The sequence below is a fragment of the Pseudomonas sp. H3_A02 genome, from assembly GCF_054671965.1.
Map to the genome: position 1 here is coordinate 2,573,819 of NZ_CP162807.1, position 18,514 is coordinate 2,592,332.

The window sequence follows — 18,514 nt, forward strand, 5'->3', positions numbered from 1 at the left end:
TGTTGTTCGACGGGGCTCAGCCCAGGGGCCAGTGTTGATGACAGGCCTGGCGCACGGCGGCGGCACTGGCCAGGTTCAGCAATTCGGCGCTCAGGCACGCGCACTTGACGGTGTCGAGCTGGCGCACGCGCGCCTTGATCTCGCCAATCTGGGGCGGGCTGACCGACAGCTCGCGCACCCCCAGGCCCACCAGCACTGGCGTCGCCAAGGGATCGGAGGCCAGGGCTCCACATACCCCGACCCAGCGCCCGTGCTTCGCCGCGCCGGCGCAGGTCTGGGCGATCAGCCGCAACAGCGCCGGGTGCAGGGCATCGACCCGGGCGGCGAGACCTGCATGGTCGCGGTCCATGGCGAGGGTGTACTGGGACAGGTCGTTGGTGCCGATGGACAGGAAGTCCGCGTGCTCGGCCAGTTGTTCGGCCAGCAGGGCGGCGGCGGGTACTTCGATCATCACCCCCAATTGCGGGCGTTCGCTGAGGCCGAGTTCGGCGCCCAAGGCATCGAGCCGCTGGCGGATGTGCAGCAGTTCGTCGACCTCGGTGACCATTGGCAACAAGATCCGGCAGCGCTGCAGCGGGCGGATTTGCAACAGGGCCCGCAGTTGTTGATCCAGCAGTTCCGGGCGCACCTGGGCCAGGCGAATGCCTCGCAGGCCGAGCACCGGGTTGGCTTCAGCCGGCAGCGGCAGGTAGTCCAGTTGTTTGTCGCCGCCGACGTCGATGGTGCGGATGATCACCGGCCTGTCGCCCATGGCATCGAGCACGGCCTGATAGGCCTGGCGTTGCTCTTCTTCGTCGGGGGCGGTGTGGCGGTCGACGAAGAGGAATTCGGTTCGCAACAAGCCAACGCCATCGGCGCCGTTGGCGAAGGCCAGATTGGCTTCGGCGCTGGAGGCTACGTTGGCGGCGACTTCAACCTCCACCCCATCGACGGTTCGCGCCGGCGTGTGGGCGAGGGTCTGTTGCTGGGTGCGCAGGGCTGCGCGTCGGGTCTGTGCTTGCTGCACCTGCGCCAGGCGCTCGGCGGTTGGCTTGAGTTCGAGGCGGCCACCGTCAGCGTCCAGCACCACCGATTGCCCCGGCGCCAGTGCAAGCAGTGCCTCGCCCAACGCCACCAGGCAGGGCAGGCCTTTGCCACGGGCGAGGATCGCCACGTGGGACGTCGCGCCGCCCTCGGCCATGCACACACCGGCCACGCCCTGGGCACTGAGTTGCAACAGGTCCGACGGGGTCAGCTCCTGCGCGACAACAATGGCGCCCGTCGGTACGTCGAATTGCCAGGCTTCCCCCAACAGCACCCGCAGGACCCGCTGGCGCAAGTCGTGCAGATCATTGGCGCGCTCGGCCAGCAGCGTGCTTTGCAGTTGCCGCAGCACTTGGCACTGCACGTCGATGGAGCGACTCCAGGCGTGGGGCGCGGCGCAACCTTGCTCGATCGACAGGTCAGCGGCGTCCAGCAGGACCGGGTCTTCCAGCAACGCCAGGTGGGCACTGAAGATCGCTTGCTCATCGACGTGACGTCGGGCCTTGGCGTTTTCCAGGGTCAACTGGATCTCGCGACTGACGTGCGCCAAGGCATCGCGCAGCCGTTGCCGTTGTTCGGTGACGTCGTGACCCCCGCCATCCTCGGGCAACTGAATGCCTTGCAAGCGAACCAGCGGTCCGCTCACCAGGCCGGGCGCGGCGCATACGCCGAGCAGCACACCGTCTTCGGCGCTACGGCTGGGTGCCTTGGCCGGCGGCGCTTCGGCGTGGGCCTCTTCGGCCAGGGCGGTGGACAGGGTGGTCAGCAGCGCTTGCAACGCCGCTTCGGCATCGCTGCCACGGCAACTGACGTGCACTTCGGCCTGTTCGGTGATCGCCAGGCCCATCATGCCCATCACACTGTCGCAGGACGCCGATCGACCGCTGAAGTGCAGGTGCGAGCGACTCTTGAAGCCTTGGGCGGTCTGGCGAACCAAGGCCGCCGGCCGCGCGTGCAGGCCGCCTCGATGGGCGATACGGACCTGGCCGAACACTTCAATGCCGATGTCCGGCTCATCGTCGCGTGTTTCACCCGGTGTCTTGGCGACGATGTGCAGCAATGGCTCGCCGACCTTGACCCCTTTGAGGGTAATGGGCCGAGCCAGGAAGTGCTCGCCATTGGTGATGATCAGCAGGCTGACCAGGCTTTTGCAGCGCTGCGCCACGCTGTCCAGGTCATAACGCAGCAGCGCCTGGCCGTTGCTGACCCGCGTGCCTTCCTTGACCAGCATGGAAAACCCGTCGCCCTGCAACTCGACGGTGTCCAGCCCCAGGTGCAGGAGCAGTTCGGCGCCGTTGTCGGCCCGCAAGGTCACGGCGTGGCCGGTGCGAGCGACGTGGATCACTTCGCCGTCACAGGGGGCGTAGAGGGTGTCGTTCAGCGGATCGATGGCGATCCCGTCGCCCATGGCGCCGCTGGCGAACACCGCGTCCGGGACGTTGGCGAGGGTGAGCACCGGCCCGCTGAGCGGGGCGCTGAGGGTCAGCTCTTTATTGTTGTTGGACATGGGCTCGCTCTCTTCGAAATCTCATTGGCCTTCTATTAAAAGAAAGCCGTCGGTTCAGTGGGTCCGGGTGACCTTGCTCAAGTGCCGTGGCTGGTCCGGGTCCAGGCCTCGGGCCTCGGCCAGGCTGGCGGCCATCCGGTAAAAACTCTGGATCGCCAGGATCGGGTCCAGGGCCGGGTGTTCGGCGCGGACCAGCGTCAGGTCACGCTCGGCGATGTCATCGGGCGCGGCCAGCAGCACCCGAGCGCCGCGCTGGCGCATGTCGGCGGCCAGGCTCAACACGCCGGCCTGCTCGGCACCGCGGGGGGCGAACACCAGCAGCGGGTAATGCTCGTCGATCAACGCCATCGGTCCGTGGCGGACCTCGGCGCTGCTGAAGGCTTCGGCCTGGATCGCCGAGGTCTCCTTGAATTTGAGCGCCGCTTCCTGAGCGATGGCGAACCCGGCGCCACGGCCGATGACCATCAAGCGCTGACAGTCGCGCAGGGCTTCGACCGCGGCGCTCCAATCCTGGCTCGCGGCATCGCGCAGGCCTGCGGGCAGCGCGGTGCCGGCTTCAAGCAACTCGGCATCGTCTTTCCAATGGGCTACCAGGCGCGCGCTGGCGCTGAGGGTGGCGATGAAGCTCTTGGTGGCGGCGACACTGCTTTCGATGCCGGCGCACAAGGGCACGCTGAATTCACAGGCTGCCTCCAGCGGAGAATCCTCTGCGTTGACCATCGCCACACTCAACGCGCCACGCTTGCGCAACAGACGCAGGCTGTTCACCAGGTCCGGGCTTTGCCCCGATTGGGAGAACGCGAACGCCACCTGGCCGCTGACCTTCAGCGGCGCCTGTTGCATGGTCACGACCGACATCGGCAATGAGGCCACCGGCAAACCCAGTTGTTGCATGGTCAGGTAGGCGAAGTAGCTGGCGGCGTGGTCGGAGCTGCCACGGGCCACGGTCATCGCCACTTGCGGCGGCTGACGGCGCAGGCGCCCGGCAATTTCCTGCAGGGCCGGGTCCAATCGCTGCAATTGGCGCTCGACGGCGTCGCACGAGCTCAGGGCCTCTTCAAGCATTTTGGAAGTCAATGGCTTCTCCTTCGACCATCACGTCGGTCAGGTTCAGGGCTCGGTCAAGGCGCACACAGTCGGCCCAGGCGCCGGGTTGCAGGCGTCCGCGCTCGGGCAGGCCGAGGTAGTCGGCGGGGAATTGCGACAGGCGTTGCGAGGCTTCGTCGAGGGGCAGGCCGATTTTCACCAGGTTGCGCAGGGCTTGGTCCATGGTCAGGGTGCTGCCGGCCAGCGTTCCGTCGGCCAGGCGCACCCCGCCCAGGCATTTGGTGACGGTGTGGCTGCCCAGCTTGTATTCGCCGTCGGGCATGCCGGCGGCGGCGGTGGAGTCGGTGACGCAATACAGGCACGGGATCGAACGCAAGGCCACGCGCATGGCCCCGGGGTGCACGTGCAGCAGATCCGGGATCAGCTCGGCATATTGCGCATGGGCCAGCGCCGCGCCGACGATGCCCGGTTCGCGGTGATGCAGCGGGCTCATGGCGTTATACAAATGGGTGAAACTGCTGGCTCCGGCGGCGAGTGCCGCGACGCCTTCTTCATAACTGCCCAGGGTATGGCCGATCTGCATGCGCACGCCCCGGGCGCTGAGGGTGCGAATCAAAGCGTCGTGGCCGGCGATCTCCGGCGCGATGGTGATTACCCGGATCGGTGCCAGGCCCAGGTAGGTCTCCACTTCGGCCATCAACGCGGTGTGGGCGAAGTTCGGTTGGGCGCCGAGTTTGCCGGGGTTGATATAGGGACCTTCCAAATGCACCCCCAACACGCGTGCGCTGCCGCTGGGCCGCTGTTCGCAAAACTCACCGAGGGCCTTGAGCACGCTGGCGATTTCTTCGCTCGGCGCGGTCATGGTGGTGGCGAGCAGCGCCGTGGTGCCGAAGCGCACATGGGTGCGGGCAATGGTTTCGAACGCCGGCGCGCCTTCCATGATGTCCTTGCCGCCACCGCCGTGCACATGCAGGTCGATGAAGCCGGGCAGCAGGTAGGGCAGGTCGTTGCTCGTCGGGTCGCAGGGTTGGCCGTCGATGGACACGACCTTGCCGTGTTCATGGACCAGGCGGCCGCGTATCCAGCCGTTGGCGGTGAGGATGTTGTCTTCGGACATTGGGATTCTCTGATCGTCTAGCGCCGCAACTCTGCGACAAAGTCGTAGTAGTCGTTGCGGCAATAGGTATCGGTGACTTCGATGGGCGTGTTGTCTTCCAGGTAGCCGACCCGGGTCATCAGCAGCATCGCGGTGCCGGGGGCGATGCCCACCAGGGCGGCGAACTCGTCCGAGGCGTTGATGGCCTGGATGTGTTGCAGGGCGCGTACCACCGGTTTGCCGATGCCGTCGAGGAATTCATACAGCGAATCGCCTACCGCCTGTGGCTTGGGAATGATCGAGGCGGGCAGGGTGCTCATCTCGATGGCCATGACCGTGTCGTCGGCCTTGCGCAGCCGTTTGAGCCGGGCGACTTTGTCCGTGGGCGACAGGCCCAGGCGAATCAGTTCTTCGTGGGTTGGCGGGGTGATTTCTCTCTCCAGCCATTGGGAGCCGGGCACGAAGCCTTTGAGGCGGAGCATTTCGCTGAAGCCGCTGAGGCGCGAGAGCGGTTGTTCGAGGCGCGGGGTGATGAACGTTCCCGAGCCTTGGTTGCGGCGGATCAGGCCTTGTTCGAACAGCACTTCCAGCGCTTTGCGGGCGGTGACCCGGGAAATGCCCAGTTGCTCGCTCAGGCTGCGTTCGGACGGCATCGCTTGCTCGGCTTTCCACTGGCCGGCGTGGATGGCGGCTTCCAGGTTGCGGGCCAGTTGCAGGTAGAGCGGGGTGGGTTGGGTGTCGTCGGGGCGCAGGGTCAGGATGTTGTTCATTTGTTTGTCCGATGCGGTTTTTGTGGGCGTTGTCGCTCGGTGATTGGGGTGGAAGCTAATACCACTTGAATACCATGTCAACGGTGCTTTTTTGGGGTTGGCTAGTGTTTTATGGGGGTTTCTAAGGGTTGTTTTTTAAGTGGTATTAGGGTGGTGGAGGTGGGGTGTTGAATTACAGCGTTTTTAGAGGTCAGTGGTATGCATGGGGCGGGGGTTTGAAATTTGATATTTATTTTTAGTAGTTTGTTTTTTGGGCGGTGTGTATATCCGTTTCTTCGGTAATGGCCACTTAGGGTTCCGCCCTGACGGCGGGTCACTTTCGAAAAGCCCGGAAGCCGGCCCAGTCGAAAGTAACCAAAGCGCTTCTGCCCCACCACTTGGCACCTCGCTTAGGCTCGGTGTGCCCTCACTCCGGCATTGCTCCGTGGGCCCGCCGCGAAGGGCCATCCATGGCCCAGCGCGGCTAACCCGGCATCCATGCCGGGATGCCCACTGCGCAATGCCTGCGTTCGGCCAGCGTGGTTAACGGGGCGCTGAGATCAACGTCCACCCCACCACGAGGCGGCCTGATAGCCGACCTGGCTCACCCAGTCGTACACCCGTCAGATCTGTGGGAGCAAAGCTTGCTCGCGAGGCGGCCTGACAGCCGACCTGGCTCTCCCAGTCGTACTCCGATTCCCCTGTGGGAGCGGGCTTGCTCGCGAAGGCGGCATAACAGCCAACGAGGATGTTGAATGTACTGGCCTCTTCGCGAGCAAGCCCGCTCCCACAAGGTGTTTGCGGCGTATATGAGTGTTGTGGCGGCTGAAAATCCAATGTGGGAGCGAGCTTGCTCGCGATGGCGGTGGTTCAGTCACATGGATATTGGGTTTGCTGGCCTCATCGCGAGCAAGCTCGCTCCCACAAAGGGTCTGTGTTGGACATAGAGGCTGTGTCCGCTGAGGACTGAATGTGGGAGCGAGCCTGCTCGCGAAAAATCGGAAGACGAATAAAAATACCAATGAACACAGTGAGCCCCCTGTGGCGAGGGGATTTATCCCCGCTGGGGCGCGAAGCGGCCCCAAACCGGACAACCCGGTTGCATCAGGCAAATTGAGTGACCTGCCCAGGGGGCTGCTGCGCAGCCCAACGGGGATAAATCCCCTCGCCACAGGACCGTGGATAGCTTGATGCAATAAGTGCCGGCCTCATCGCGAGCAGGCTCGCTCCCACAGGAGAAACGCGGATCCACCCAGAACCAGGTCGGCTATCAGGCCGCCTCGTGGTGGGGTGGACGTTGATCTCAGCGCCCCGTTAACCACGCTGGCCGAACGCAGGCATTGCGGAGTGGGCATCCCGGCATGGATGCCGGGATAGCCGCGCTGGGCCATGGATGGCCCTTCGCGGCGGGCCCACGGAGCAATGCCGGAGTGAGGGCACACCGAGCCTAAGCGAGGTGCCGAGTGGTGGGGCAGAAGCGCTTTGGTTACTTTCGACTGGGCCGGCTTCCGGGCTTTTCGAAAGTGACCCGCCGTCAGGGCGGAACCTTAAGTAGCCGTTACCGCAGCAATGGATATGTACTCAATCCCATCCAAAAAAGCCTATCTGAAATTTGTGCGAAACATCCCTGATCAGATGGATGGTCTGTCAGACGCACCGAAGTTTCCGACAAGTTTCCCAGGTTGTCTCTCGGAAGCGGCGGCTTCAACCTTTGGATAGTGTTGTCGATATGCCTGCTTTCAATTATCAGGGAATACAAATGGAGATAGCTGTGAACAGCCGGGGCCTTCTGTTTGCTCTCGAGACCTTGGTCAAAAGCCCACTGAACCAAGCAGATGATGCTGCACTTGTGAGCGCAGCGAGCGCTGTCTGGTACTCCAACTCGGACTTGATAAGTACAACCCAGGCTTTTCTGAGCCAGAGCACTGATGAAATCGAGGTTCGTCGTGCAGGTTATTTACTCGAACGATTCACCTGTTTTCCATGCGTAACGGATAGCCGTGTGTCGGAAGTCTTTAAGGCTCTTGAGCTGTTCTTGCGTTCGGCGCCCAAGCAAGAAATTACTCCTCAGGCTGCTGTTGCGCTTCGCAAACGCCGTGATGAACTTGCTCTCTCTTGGGGACTGAATGAAGGTCTTGGCTTGAAGGTGCAAACCCTCTTGCCTTTTCAAACTCGGCATTATGAGGCTGAGCAGCGCGCAGCGTTTGTGTAAACCCAAATGTCATCCTCGAAAACCGGCTTAGGCCGGTTTTTTGTTGTGTGAATCATCATCTCTTGGTCTGTCAGACGCCTCGAAGTTTCCGACATGTTTTTAAGGTTGTCCCTAGGAAGTGAGGGCTCTAGCCTTTGGGTGTCGCTGCCAATTCAGCGACCGGGTTTGACCGTCCGAAAAAATCAAGGGGCAACAGGCCCGGACGTTTTGTCCTGGGCTCCATTAGATGAAAGGAGCTTCCATTGAAAAATGATTCTGATACTCCCAAACCCGCTTCCACCTTCCCCTACGGCGACTACGCCCCCGACAAGCTGAAAGAAGCCGCCGACCGCGCGATGGACCATTACCTCAAACCCGACGACAGCGAACCAGAACCCAAACCCTCTGTGCAGTTGTTCACCGTATCGGACAGCGTTGACACCGAAGCCCTGCTAGCCAACCTCAGCGAAACCCTGGCCTCGGCCAATGCGATGCTCAACGACCTGGCATTTGGCCTGGAAGGTTCGCGACGGCATGTGGCTTTAGGCGTGTCACAGATGATCGAGCTGGGGACATTGTTGGCGAACAAGGCCTTGGACCGGGTTGAGCTTCGGACTTGATGCCATAAGTGCCGCCCCCATCGCGAGCAAGCTCGCTCCCACAAGGGACTGGTGTCGACCACAAATCCTGTGGTCCACACACCCCCCTGTGGGAGCGAGCTTGCTCGCGATAAATCGAAAGACGAACACAAAAAAACCGGCAGAACACCGATCCTGTGGCGAAGGAGCAAGCTCCCTCGCCACAATGGTTCACACGAGCCTTGAGTAAACAGCATCAACCAACCTGACTGCACCGCGAGGCTGGAAAACTATTGGTGGATGTTTTCGCGCCGGCAAACTTCTTTCTCTATGCCAATGCACTCGACCGGTTCACTCACGCCTTTCTCGAAACGCCGGGCGTTCATCAACAAGCCTCCCTTGATACCGCCGATGAACGCGAAGGCGCCTTCACGGGAACCCGCGTTACGTACCGACAAATCCACCGCCACGCTGTTGGGCCTGACTTCATAGACCCAGCCGCCGTTCGAGGCTTCCTGGGTGGCCCAGAGCTTGGCTTCGCTATAGTCGCGAAATGCCACAACGATCGATTGCGCCAGATGATCCTCCTGATACATCGCGAATCTCAAGTTCGGTGGCAAAGAGTTCAAGCCCCGTAACCCGTTGGTAAGCGCATCCGCGCCCTGCACGGGGTTGACCTTCGTAGAGCCGACGGCCCAAAGGGATTCCTGGGACTTTACCCATGCCAAACCCTCTCGAGGCGTCAGCCGGTTCCAGTCGATGGCCATCACCGCGACCTCCCGCATCGTCTCGTGGCCGGTGGGCTCCCGGTAGTTTGGGTTCGTCCTGCAATCGGCAAGATTGTGTGCCTTGCAGGCCTGCTTGATAAAGTGCGCCTTTACCCCGCCCGGGTAGCTGATTTCCTCCTCACCGGGAAAGGGCCCCCCCGATTGCACCTGATCGATTCCGTGGGGGGCCCTGAACTCGTACACCCACTCGCTGGCGTAGTGCTGGGCGATCAGTTGATTGCGGGTTGCGCTGCTGAACACCGTCCCTGCGCTTCCGCTCGCGTGGGTGATCCAGTCGTACCCCCATTGCTCCACGGGAGTGCCATCGGCTTTGGGCAACAGCCCCTGGGTGAAGGCACTGAGGCCCTGACCCGTCGTATCGCCCCGGTAGAGCGTGTCCATGTCGGTACGCCAGCGCAACCAGGGCGTGGTCTTGCGGATATCCACGCTCGAATCCGCCGCGACCTGAAGCCAGGCGGTATACCACGGCTCCTCTTTTCCATCGGCTCCCCACGCGTCTGCGCCCGGTTGCCACATACCTGCGAACACCACTGCCGCGACAGCAGTTACCCGTATGAAGTTGTTATGGGTTGTCATGATTTGATGCCTTATCTGAACGGTGAAACCCGTCGAATCACATACGTCATGACTGCCTATGCATCGACGTGACACATCTCACTTTGGATTCTGCGGGGCGTCGAGCCACCGCATCAGTTCTAAGGGTAAATCAAGGCGGGGGGAGGGGCTTGCGTTGCGGTGCCTGGACTTGTAACAAAAGCTGATCGACACCGTTCCCTGTGGCGAGGGAGCTTGCTCCCGCTGGGCTGCGAAGCGGCCCTGAGATCTGACAAATGCGGTGTGTCAGGCAGATTGAGTGGCCTGCCTTGGGGTTGCTGCGCAACCCAGCGGGAGCAAGCTCCCTCGCCACAGAAGCGCCTCGCCGCAAGACAATAGCGTTACGGCCGAATCTCGATCATCGTCCCATCGGGCACCAGGTTCCAGACTTCGCGCATGTCCACGTTGCGCATGGCGATGCAGCCGTCGGTCCAGTCCAGCGTATGGAACAACTGCTCAGGGTTCTCTTCCGAATCCGGCGTGCCATGGATCATGATCATGCCCCCTGGCTCCACACCTTCGCGGCGGGCGCGGGCGGCGTCGCTGATGTTGGGGTAGGAAATGTGCATCGACAGGTAGAAGCGGTCGCTGGTCTTGCGCCAGTCCAGCCAATAAAAACCTTCGGGGGTACGCTTGTCGCCTTCTATCAGCTTGGGGCCTTTTTTGGCGCCCTTGCCCAGGGAGATGCGATAGGTCTTGAGCGGCTTGCCGTCGTTGATCAATTGCAATTGATGGGCGGACTTGAGCACCAGCACTTTTTCGATGACCTTGCCGTTGTAGGTACCCACGGCGGCGGCCTGGGACACAGCGGTGAACGACAAGCAGAACAGGACAAGCAACCAGCGCATTGAAACGGTATCCCTAGAGGTGTCGCGGCTATATTGATTTTTTATGTATTGGCAGGCTGAGCCAGTGGCGGGATCGATTCGCAACGCACAGGGTAGTCCTCGCTGCGTCGGTCCGCGTAGAAATATTCCAGGGTGCGGCCCACCGTACGGAAAGCCAGCTCGTCCCAGGGAATGTCCGCTTCTTCGAACAACTTCACTTCCAGGCTCTCGGGCCCGGCGGCGAAATCCTCGTCCACCAGTTCGGCGCGGAAGAATACATGTACCTGGCTGATGTGCGGTACGTCAATCAGCGTATAGATGCTCAAGTTTCGCACCCGGGCGCAGGCCTCTTCGGCGGTTTCGCGCACGGCGGCCTGTTCGATGGTCTCGCCGTTCTCCATGAAGCCCGCCGGCAGGGTCCAGTAACCGCGCCGCGGCTCGATGGCGCGCCGGCACAGCAGGACTTTGCTGCCCCAGGTCGGTACGCAACCGGCCACGATGTTGGGGTTCTGGTAATGGATGGCGTGGCACGTGTCGCAGACAAAGCGCAGGCGCGAGTCGCCTTCGGGTATGCGCTGGGTCACCGGGTTACCGCACTGGCTGCAGAATTTCATGCTTGGGTTCCTGAATGCTGCGCCTATCTTGGCGTGCGCGGGCCGGTGTCGGCAAGTTGTCGTTTCGCGACACGACGCGGTGCGGGGGTTGGGCCGCTTGAACGATTGGTGCATGATGCAAGGTAGCGAATAAATCGAGAAGTCTCATGCTGGACGAGCTACTGCATCGAGTAAGCAACCATACCCCGCACGATCTGCAGACCGACCAACGTTTCCCTGAAGCCGCGGTGCTGGTGCCGATCACCCGCAGCGATGAACCGGAGCTGGTACTGACCCTGCGCGCCAGTGGGCTCTCGACCCATGGCGGCGAAGTGGCGTTTCCCGGCGGGCGTCGCGACCCGGAAGATCCGGACCTGATCTTCACCGCCCTGCGCGAAGCCGAGGAAGAAATCGGCCTGCCGCCCGGCCTGGTGGAAGTGATCGGCCCCCTCAGCCCGTTGATCTCGCTCCATGGCATCAAGGTCACGCCGTATGTCGGGGTGATTCCGGACTACGTCGAATACCAGGCCAACGATGCCGAGATCGCGGCGGTGTTCAGCGTGCCGCTGGAGTTTTTCCGCAAGGATCCGCGCGAACACACCCACCGGATCGATTACCAGGGCCGCAGTTGGTACGTGCCCAGCTATCGTTTCGAGGGGTACAAGATCTGGGGGCTGACGGCGATCATGATCGTCGAGTTGGTCAACCTGCTGTACGACGCCGGCATCGACTTGCACACGCCGCCCAAAAGCTACATCAATACCTGATACCCGAGGATCCTAATGAAATATCGCCTGGGCGATGCCCGTGTCGAAACCCACCCACAGAGCTGGGTCGCGCCCAACGCCACGCTGGTGGGCAAGGTCCGCCTCGAAGAGGGTGCCAATGTCTGGTTCAACGCCGTGCTGCGCGGCGACAACGAACTGATCCTGATCGGCAAGGACAGCAATGTGCAGGACGGCACGGTGATGCACACCGACATGGGGTATCCACTGACCATCGGCACTGGCGTGACCATCGGCCACAACGCCATGCTCCATGGCTGTACGGTGGGCGATTACAGCCTCATCGGCATCAACGCGGTGATCCTCAACGGCGCGAAGATCGGCAAGCACTGCATCATCGGCGCCAACGCGCTGATCGGTGAAAACAAGGAGATTCCCGACGGCTCGCTGGTGATGGGCTCCCCCGGCAAGGTGGTGCGTGAATTGACCGAAGCCCAGAAGAACATGCTCGTGGCCAGCGCGGCGCACTATGTGCACAATTCCCAGCGCTATGCCCGCGACCTGGCCGAGCAGGAACCATGAGCGCCCCTGAACGGCCGGTGCCTTCGCCCTGCGTGAACATCTGCGCGCTGGATGATGACGACATCTGCACCGGCTGCCAGCGCACCGTGGCGGAAATCACCCGGTGGAGTCGGATGGACAACGAGGAGCGGCGCGGGGTTTTGGCGCTGTGTCATGAACGGGCCAAGGCCAGTGGGCTGGTGTGGATGTTGCCGGCTAGGCGGTGATGTCCACTTGTGAACACAAACCCTGTGTCCCACATATCTGTGGGACACCTATCTGTGGGAGCAAAGCTTGCTCGCGATGCAGGCCACTCGATTTCTGAGAGACCGCATCGTCCTTATCGCGGGCAAGCCTTGCTCCCACAGAAGCCTTGCTCCCACAGGTTCGGCTCACACAGGTTCGGCTCACACAGCTATATGCTCTGCATAGGCCTCTATTTCAAAGATGCCCACCGATCCACCCCCACCACCCCCAACGCAATCCCGACAAACCCCACCAATATCCCCCCAGCATTGATGAAAACCTGTGGATAACCCAGGCTCGCCACATCAATAAAAGGGTAGGGGTAGGCCGCCAGTAAATCTCCCCGCAGCAAAACATAGGCGAAATAGGCCAAGGGATAAACCATCCACAGCCCGATGTGGCCCAGGCGCAAACTGCCTTTGGGCACCCACCGCCACCAATAGGCGATGTACAGCAAGGGCACCACGTCATGCAGTAATTCGTCGGCCACGAACTGCCAGCCTTCGGGTTGCCAGAGGTGGCGCAGCAGCAGGTTGTAGGCCAGGCTGACCAGGGCGATGCTCACTGCGACGCCGCTGCGTACGCTGGGCTGCAGGAACCAGCGGCGGGCCGGGGATGGGCGAGGGGTCAGTTCCCAGGTCAGGACCACCGCCACCCACAGGTTGGTCAGCACCGTGAAGAAACTGAAGAAACTCACCAACCCGCCCAGCAGGCTCGCGCCCAGCTCCCAACGACCCAGCAGGATCAGATACAACTGGATGCTCAACCCCGCCCAAGCCAGCAGCGCCGTCACCGACACGAAGCGCTGGCGCAGGGTGAGGCGAGGACCTCTATCAATTCCCACGGCGGCTCAGACCGGCCGTTTGGTGCGCATCAACTTGATGTACAGGCGCTCGACCTTCTCCCGCGCCCAAGGCGTCTTGCGCAAGAAGGTCAGGCTCGACTTGATGCTCGGGTCGCTTTTGAAGCAGCGGATATCGATGCGTTCAGCCAGGCCCGACCATTCATAGTGCTGCACGAGGGCGTTGAGGATCTGTTCCAGCGTCACGCCGTGCAGCGGGTTGTTGTTGGGTTCGGTCATGGGAGGCCTTCGCGCGAAAAAGGGTAAAGCCGCGCACCTTAGCCGAGGTGCTCTTGTGGTGGAAGCATAGCCTTCATCGTGGGGCTCTAGAGCCAGGCGCACTGTTACCGAATCCGAGATGATCCATGTCAACAAAAGCCCTTTCTCTATTGAGATCAGGACATTATCCTTGCGCCGCCTGCTGAAACGCTTCTTCTGTTGTGCTGAAGCCTCTGCGTCCAGCTCATTCCTGTTGAAAAGATCTGATGAATGCTCAATGTCCTGCCCTGAAAGACAGCGCTGTCTCGGTGACCACCTGTGGGAGCGAGCTTGCTCGCGATAGCCATCGCACATTCAACATTGAAGCCGACTGACACGCCGCCATCGCGAGCAAGCTCGCTCCCACAAGGGATCGCGGCAGCCAATTTGCCTTTTTCAACTGAACCATGCCCCCTCAAGATCGTCATCTACAGTGACTACTTGCGCGGGACTCCTTAAAACGTCACGGAGAATCACACTATGAGCACTGAGGGTGCTTTGAGTCGAAGCCGTCTGCTACCGAGCCTGCTCGGCATTCTGCTTCTATTGATGGGCCTGGCCCTGCTGGCCGGGGGAGTCAAGCTGAGCACGCTTGGCGGCTCGCTGTATTACCTGCTGGCCGGTATCGGCCTGGCGCTGACCGGCGTGCTGCTGATCATGGCCCGTCGCGCGGCGCTGGGCCTGTACGCACTGGTGCTGTTCGCCAGCACCGTATGGGCACTGTGGGAAGTGGGCCTGGACTGGTGGCAACTGGTGCCGCGCCTGGCGATGCTGTTTGCCCTGGGCATCGTCATGTTGCTGCCGTGGTTCCGCCGCCCACTGTTGACCGCCGATGCCTCGACCATGGGTACCCGCGCATTGGGCGCCGCCGTGGTCATCGCCGGTATCGCCGCGCTCGCCAGCCAGTTCACCAACCCGGGTGAGATCAAGGGTCAACTGGACCGCGACAGCGTGCCGGGCATGACCAACACCGCACCGGCCATGCCGGATGGCGACTGGAACTCCTACGGGCGCAGCGCCCACGGCGACCGCTATTCGCCGCTGGCGCAGATCACCCCCGAGAACGTCAGCAAGCTGAAGCAAGCCTGGACCTATCGCACCGGCGACCTGCCAGGGCCGAACGACCCGGGTGAAACCACTGCGGAAAACACCCCGCTGAAGGTCAACGGCATGCTTTACGTGTGCACGCCTCACAGCCAGGTGATTGCCCTGGAGCCTGAAACTGGCAAGGAAATCTGGCGTTTCGATCCGAAGCTTTCCACGCAAAAAGCGGAAAACTTCAAGGGTTGGGCCCACATGACCTGCCGTGGCGTGACCTACCACGATGACGCCGTGTACGCCTCCGCCGAGCAGAGCCCCACCGGCACCGCCAGCACCACGCCGGCCAGCACCGTGTGCCCACGACGGATCTTCCTGCCGACCGCCGACACCCGTCTGATCGCCCTCAACGCCGACACCGGCAAGATGTGCGAAGACTTTGGCGACAAGGGCCAGGTCGACCTGACCGCCAACATCGGCGGCTTCACGGCCGGCGGCTACTACTCCACCTCGCCACCGGCGGTCACCCAGAACCTGGTGGTGATCGGCGGCCACGTCACCGATAACGTTTCCACCGACGAACCCAGCGGTGTGATCCGCGCCTACGACGTGCACACCGGCAAGCTGGTGTGGAACTGGGACAGCGGCAACCCGGACGACACCACGCCGATTGCCGAAGGCCAGACCTACACCCGCAACTCGCCGAATATGTGGTCCATGTTCAGCGTCGATGAAAAACTCGGCATGCTCTACCTGCCGATGGGCAACCAGACCCCTGACCAGTTCGGTGGCTTTCGGACCCCGGAATCGGAAAAGTACGCCGCCGGCCTGACCGCCCTGGACATTGCCACCGGCAAGGTGCGCTGGTACTTCCAGTTCACCCACCACGACCTGTGGGACATGGACGTTGGTGGTCAACCGACCCTGATGGACCTGAAGACCGCTGACGGCGTGAAACCGGCGGTACTGGCGTCGACCAAGCAGGGCAGCATCTACGTGCTGGACCGTAGCAATGGTCAGCCGATCGTGCCGATCAAGGAAATCCCGGTGCCGCAAGGCGCGGTGGAAGGCGATCACACCTCGCCGACCCAACCGATGTCCGACCTGAACTTCGTGCCGCCGGTCCTCGAGGAACGCGACATGTGGGGCGTGACCCCGTTCGACCAGATGCTGTGCCGGATCGACTTCAAGTCGTTGCGCTATGACGGCATGTTCACCCCGCCGTCGCTGCAAGGCTCGATCGTCTACCCGGGCAACTTCGGCGTATTCGACTGGGGCGGCATTTCGGTGGACCCGGTGCGCCAGATCGCCTTCGTCAACCCGAGCTACATGGCGTTCAAGTCAAAACTGGTGCCAGCGGCGGAAGTGGCCGGCGGCCCGGGTCGCAAGAGCGAAACCGAAGGCGTGCAGCCAAACAAAGGCGCGCCGTATGGCGTAATCCTCGAAGCGCTGCTTTCGCCCATGGGCCTGCCTTGCCAGGCACCTGCGTGGGGTTATGTCGCGGCCGTGGACTTGACCAACAACAAGACCCTGTGGAAGCACAAGAACGGCACCGTGCGTGACAGCTCGCCGGTACCGATCCCGCTGAGCATGGGTGTTCCGAGCTTGGGTGGCCCCTTCACCACCGCCAGTGGCCTGGCGTTCCTCAGCGGCACGCTGGACCAGTACCTGCGCGCCTACGACGTGAAAAACGGCAAGCAACTGTGGGAAGGCCGCCTGCCCGCCGGCGCCCAAACCACGCCGATGACCTACACCGGCAAGGACGGCAAGCAATACGTGCTGGTCGTTGCGGGCGGTCATGGTTCCCTGGGGACCCAGCAGGGTGATTATGTGATTGCCTACAAACTGCCGGATTAAGCAAAACCGGCGCTCATGAAAAAGGCGACACCCTTGCGGGTGTCGCCTTTTTCTTTAGCCCGATGTCACCCCAAGTTGACTGTGGGAGCAAAGCTTGCTCGCGATGCTGGCGCCCTGGTCTTCAGGTGGACCGTGTTATCGTTCATCGCGGGCAAGCCTTGCTCCCACAGATCACCATGAGGCAAGCGATACTGCTTACAACTCGATCTTCACCGCCTGGGAAGCCCGGGTCGCCTTGGCGCGGGCCGTTTCGATGGACTCATCGCGAGCCAGGGCCACGCCCAGGCGGCGCTGGCCGTTGACTTCCGGTTTGCCGAACAGGCGCAGGGCGGTGTCTGGTTCGCTCAGGGCCGCGCCCAGGTTGGCGAACGCGGTCTGGATCGACTGGCCTTCCACCAGGATCACCGCCGACGCCGACGGGCCGAACTGGCGGATCAGTGGGATCGGCAGGCCGAGAATGGCGCGGGCGTGCAAGGCGAACTGCGACAGGTCCTGGGAAATCAGCGTCACCAGGCCAGTGTCATGGGGGCGCGGCGAGACTTCGCTGAACCACACCTGGTCACCCTTGATGAACAGCTCGACGCCAAACAGGCCGCGACCACCCAAGGCCTCGGTCACCGCCTTGGCCACGCGCTCGGATTCGGCCAGGGCTTTCGGGCTCATGGCCTGGGGCTGCCAGGATTCCTGATAGTCGCCTTTTTCCTGACGGTGGCCGACCGGAGCGCAGAAGGTGGTGCCGCCCACGTGACGCACGGTGAGCAAGGTGATTTCGTAGTCGAAATCGATGAATCCTTCGATGATCACCCGGCCCTTGCCGGCGCGGCCACCTTCCTGGGCGTAGTCCCAGGCTTTCTGCACGTCATCGGCACTGCGCAGCAGGCTCTGGCCCTTGCCCGAGGAACTCATCACCGGCTTGACCACGCACGGGAAGCCCAGGGTCTCGACGGCCTTGCGGTAGTCGTCCACGGTGTCGGCGAAGAAGTACGGCGATGTGGGCAGGCCCAGTTCTTCGGCGGCCAGGCGCCGGATGCCTTCGCGGTTCATGGTCAATTGCGCGGCGCGGGCGGTAGGGATCACGGTGAAGCCTTCGGCTTCCAGTTCCACCAGGGTGGCGGTGGCGATGGCTTCGATTTCCGGCACGATGAAGTGCGGCTTCTCGGCTTCGATCACCGCACGCAGGGCGGCGCCGTCGAGCATGTTGATCACATGGCTGCGGTGGGCCACTTGCATGGCCGGCGCGTTGGCGTAGCGATCCACGGCAATCACTTCGACGCCCAGGCGCTGCAGTTCGATTACCACTTCCTTGCCCAGCTCGCCGCTGCCACACAACAAAACGCGGGTCGCGGTGGGCGACAATGGGGTTCCGATACGGGTCATCTGAAGGTCCTCAAACAGGAGCGGATCATCGGGGCGCGCGCCGGGCGAGCTTCCCATGGGGAGAAAGCGCGGCATTTTACATGAACCGCGTCAGCCGGCGACGGCCTGTTTGCGTAGACGCCAGGCCATGATCAGCCAGACGGCGGTCACCCCGGCGAATTTCGAGAGCAGGGCGGTGATCACCACGGCGGGCGTCAGGGCATCGATCAGACCGAAGAAGATGAACGTGTCCAGGGGAATGCTCAAGGCCGAACTGATCCACAACCGGTCATGGAGCGGACGCTTGGTGATCGTGAACACCAGCCAGTCGACGCACTCGGACACCGCGAACGCCGTGGCGCTGGCCAGGGCGATGGTCGGGTCCGAGGTGACATAGGACAACACCAGCGCCACCAGCATCGCCACGATGGCGCCATGGCCGAAACGGGTCTGCACCATGTCCCGCAGGATAAACACCAGCCCGCCCCAGGCCGACCAGATGATGTCCAGGTGCGGCGCGGCGGAAAACGCGAAGTTGATCAGCACGACGCTGCTGATGTAGGCGAGCAGGAAAAGCATGGGAAGGAGTACCTGGTGGAAGGTTGATCAAGACATTAAAGGACAGCGATGGCCCTGTGG

General features: G+C 62.3%; 17 protein-coding genes. 6 read left to right on the plus strand and 11 right to left on the minus strand.

What is annotated here, in order from left to right; translation table 11 throughout:
• Positions 1–16: 16 nt before the first annotated feature.
• Genes ptsP through AB4N80_RS11335 form a run of 4 tightly spaced genes read right to left on the minus strand, consistent with a single transcriptional unit; the run spans position 17 to position 5,443 of the window.
• Positions 17–2,530 (minus strand): phosphoenolpyruvate--protein phosphotransferase, encoded by a 2,514-nt coding sequence (gene ptsP / locus AB4N80_RS11320; protein ID WP_305482226.1) that lies wholly within the window; start codon positions 2,528–2,530, stop codon positions 17–19.
• A gap of 54 nt (positions 2,531–2,584) precedes the next feature.
• Positions 2,585–3,607 (minus strand): SIS domain-containing protein, encoded by a 1,023-nt coding sequence (locus AB4N80_RS11325; RefSeq protein ID WP_460082025.1) that lies wholly within the window; start codon positions 3,605–3,607, stop codon positions 2,585–2,587.
• A complete protein-coding gene (gene nagA / locus AB4N80_RS11330) occupies positions 3,588–4,694 on the minus strand; it encodes an N-acetylglucosamine-6-phosphate deacetylase (RefSeq protein WP_122567152.1) in 1,107 nt (368 codons plus the stop codon). Before nagA ends, AB4N80_RS11325 begins: the two co-directional genes overlap by 20 nt.
• A gap of 17 nt (positions 4,695–4,711) precedes the next feature.
• Positions 4,712–5,443: a GntR family transcriptional regulator gene (locus AB4N80_RS11335; RefSeq protein WP_053124812.1), complete on the minus strand. Its 732-nt coding sequence runs from the start codon at positions 5,441–5,443 to the stop codon at positions 4,712–4,714.
• A gap of 1,708 nt (positions 5,444–7,151) precedes the next feature.
• Here AB4N80_RS11335 and AB4N80_RS11340 point away from each other — a divergent pair.
• Both AB4N80_RS11340 and AB4N80_RS11345 read left to right on the plus strand, forming a co-directional pair.
• The gene (locus AB4N80_RS11340; protein WP_354336306.1) at positions 7,152–7,634 is read left to right on the plus strand and encodes a hypothetical protein; all 483 of its coding nucleotides are present in this window, start codon (positions 7,152–7,154) and stop codon (positions 7,632–7,634) included.
• 242 nt (positions 7,635–7,876) lie between these two features.
• Complete coding sequence (locus AB4N80_RS11345) at positions 7,877–8,233, plus strand: DUF6124 family protein (RefSeq protein ID WP_122567149.1); 357 nt, start codon at positions 7,877–7,879, stop codon at positions 8,231–8,233.
• A 248-nt stretch (positions 8,234–8,481) separates the two neighbouring features.
• Here the strand turns inward: AB4N80_RS11345 and AB4N80_RS11350 are convergent, their stop codons facing one another.
• The 3 genes from AB4N80_RS11350 to AB4N80_RS11360 all read right to left on the minus strand — a co-directional run bounded on the left by AB4N80_RS11350 (position 8,482) and on the right by AB4N80_RS11360 (position 11,014).
• On the minus strand, positions 8,482–9,273 hold the full coding sequence (locus AB4N80_RS11350) for a scabin-related ADP-ribosyltransferase (RefSeq protein WP_436278739.1): 792 nt from the start codon (positions 9,271–9,273) through the stop codon (positions 8,482–8,484).
• A 641-nt stretch (positions 9,274–9,914) separates the two neighbouring features.
• Positions 9,915–10,421 (minus strand): L,D-transpeptidase family protein, encoded by a 507-nt coding sequence (locus AB4N80_RS11355; protein WP_053124801.1) that lies wholly within the window; start codon positions 10,419–10,421, stop codon positions 9,915–9,917.
• 41 nt (positions 10,422–10,462) lie between these two features.
• Complete coding sequence (locus tag AB4N80_RS11360; protein WP_122567147.1) at positions 10,463–11,014, minus strand: NUDIX hydrolase; 552 nt, start codon at positions 11,012–11,014, stop codon at positions 10,463–10,465.
• A gap of 146 nt (positions 11,015–11,160) precedes the next feature.
• Here AB4N80_RS11360 and AB4N80_RS11365 point away from each other — a divergent pair, with 146 nt between their 5' ends.
• From AB4N80_RS11365 to AB4N80_RS11375, 3 genes are read left to right on the plus strand one after another with little or no spacing between them, the layout of a single operon-like run.
• On the plus strand, positions 11,161–11,760 hold the full coding sequence (locus AB4N80_RS11365; RefSeq protein WP_122567146.1) for a CoA pyrophosphatase: 600 nt from the start codon (positions 11,161–11,163) through the stop codon (positions 11,758–11,760).
• A 15-nt stretch (positions 11,761–11,775) separates the two neighbouring features.
• On the plus strand, positions 11,776–12,300 hold the full coding sequence (locus tag AB4N80_RS11370; RefSeq protein ID WP_060740825.1) for a gamma carbonic anhydrase family protein: 525 nt from the start codon (positions 11,776–11,778) through the stop codon (positions 12,298–12,300).
• A complete protein-coding gene (locus AB4N80_RS11375) occupies positions 12,297–12,506 on the plus strand; it encodes a DUF1289 domain-containing protein (RefSeq protein WP_018603343.1) in 210 nt (69 codons plus the stop codon). Before AB4N80_RS11370 ends, AB4N80_RS11375 begins: the two co-directional genes overlap by 4 nt.
• A 209-nt stretch (positions 12,507–12,715) precedes the next feature.
• Here AB4N80_RS11375 and AB4N80_RS11380 read toward each other — a convergent pair whose 3' ends face one another.
• Positions 12,716–13,369, minus strand: coding sequence for a Pr6Pr family membrane protein (locus AB4N80_RS11380; protein WP_122567145.1), 654 nt, complete (start codon positions 13,367–13,369; stop codon positions 12,716–12,718).
• 6 nt (positions 13,370–13,375) lie between these two features.
• The gene (locus AB4N80_RS11385) at positions 13,376–13,606 is read right to left on the minus strand and encodes a VF530 family protein (protein WP_003205228.1); all 231 of its coding nucleotides are present in this window, start codon (positions 13,604–13,606) and stop codon (positions 13,376–13,378) included.
• Positions 13,607–14,104: 498 nt separating this feature from the next.
• Between AB4N80_RS11385 and AB4N80_RS11390 the strand changes: the two genes are divergently transcribed.
• The gene (locus AB4N80_RS11390) at positions 14,105–16,519 is read left to right on the plus strand and encodes a glucose/quinate/shikimate family membrane-bound PQQ-dependent dehydrogenase (RefSeq protein WP_305468307.1); all 2,415 of its coding nucleotides are present in this window, start codon (positions 14,105–14,107) and stop codon (positions 16,517–16,519) included.
• 195 nt (positions 16,520–16,714) lie between these two features.
• On the opposite strand, the gene purT is transcribed toward AB4N80_RS11390, so the two are convergent.
• Together purT and AB4N80_RS11400 are read right to left on the minus strand one after the other, a co-directional pair.
• Complete coding sequence (gene purT, locus AB4N80_RS11395; protein WP_460082037.1) at positions 16,715–17,896, minus strand: formate-dependent phosphoribosylglycinamide formyltransferase; 1,182 nt, start codon at positions 17,894–17,896, stop codon at positions 16,715–16,717.
• Positions 17,897–17,986: 90 nt separating this feature from the next.
• Positions 17,987–18,454: a preQ0 transporter gene (locus AB4N80_RS11400; protein WP_305468304.1), complete on the minus strand. Its 468-nt coding sequence runs from the start codon at positions 18,452–18,454 to the stop codon at positions 17,987–17,989.
• Between the last annotated feature and the right edge of the window lie 60 nt (positions 18,455–18,514).

Coding starts and splice junctions, on each gene's coding strand:
- ptsP (WP_305482226.1), bottom strand. CDS start 2,530: ATGTCCAACAACAATAAAGAGCTGACCCTCAGCGCCCCGCTCAGCGGG.
- AB4N80_RS11385 (WP_003205228.1), bottom strand. CDS start 13,606: ATGACCGAACCCAACAACAACCCGCTGCACGGCGTGACGCTGGAACAG.
- AB4N80_RS11355 (WP_053124801.1), bottom strand. CDS start 10,421: ATGCGCTGGTTGCTTGTCCTGTTCTGCTTGTCGTTCACCGCTGTGTCC.
- AB4N80_RS11370 (WP_060740825.1), top strand. CDS start 11,776: ATGAAATATCGCCTGGGCGATGCCCGTGTCGAAACCCACCCACAGAGC.
- nagA (WP_122567152.1), bottom strand. CDS start 4,694: ATGTCCGAAGACAACATCCTCACCGCCAACGGCTGGATACGCGGCCGC.
- AB4N80_RS11400 (WP_305468304.1), bottom strand. CDS start 18,454: ATGCTTTTCCTGCTCGCCTACATCAGCAGCGTCGTGCTGATCAACTTC.
- AB4N80_RS11365 (WP_122567146.1), top strand. CDS start 11,161: ATGCTGGACGAGCTACTGCATCGAGTAAGCAACCATACCCCGCACGAT.
- purT (WP_460082037.1), bottom strand. CDS start 17,896: ATGACCCGTATCGGAACCCCATTGTCGCCCACCGCGACCCGCGTTTTG.
- AB4N80_RS11390 (WP_305468307.1), top strand. CDS start 14,105: ATGAGCACTGAGGGTGCTTTGAGTCGAAGCCGTCTGCTACCGAGCCTG.
- AB4N80_RS11335 (WP_053124812.1), bottom strand. CDS start 5,443: ATGAACAACATCCTGACCCTGCGCCCCGACGACACCCAACCCACCCCG.
- AB4N80_RS11375 (WP_018603343.1), top strand. CDS start 12,297: ATGAGCGCCCCTGAACGGCCGGTGCCTTCGCCCTGCGTGAACATCTGC.
- AB4N80_RS11360 (WP_122567147.1), bottom strand. CDS start 11,014: ATGAAATTCTGCAGCCAGTGCGGTAACCCGGTGACCCAGCGCATACCC.
- AB4N80_RS11340 (WP_354336306.1), top strand. CDS start 7,152: ATGCCTGCTTTCAATTATCAGGGAATACAAATGGAGATAGCTGTGAAC.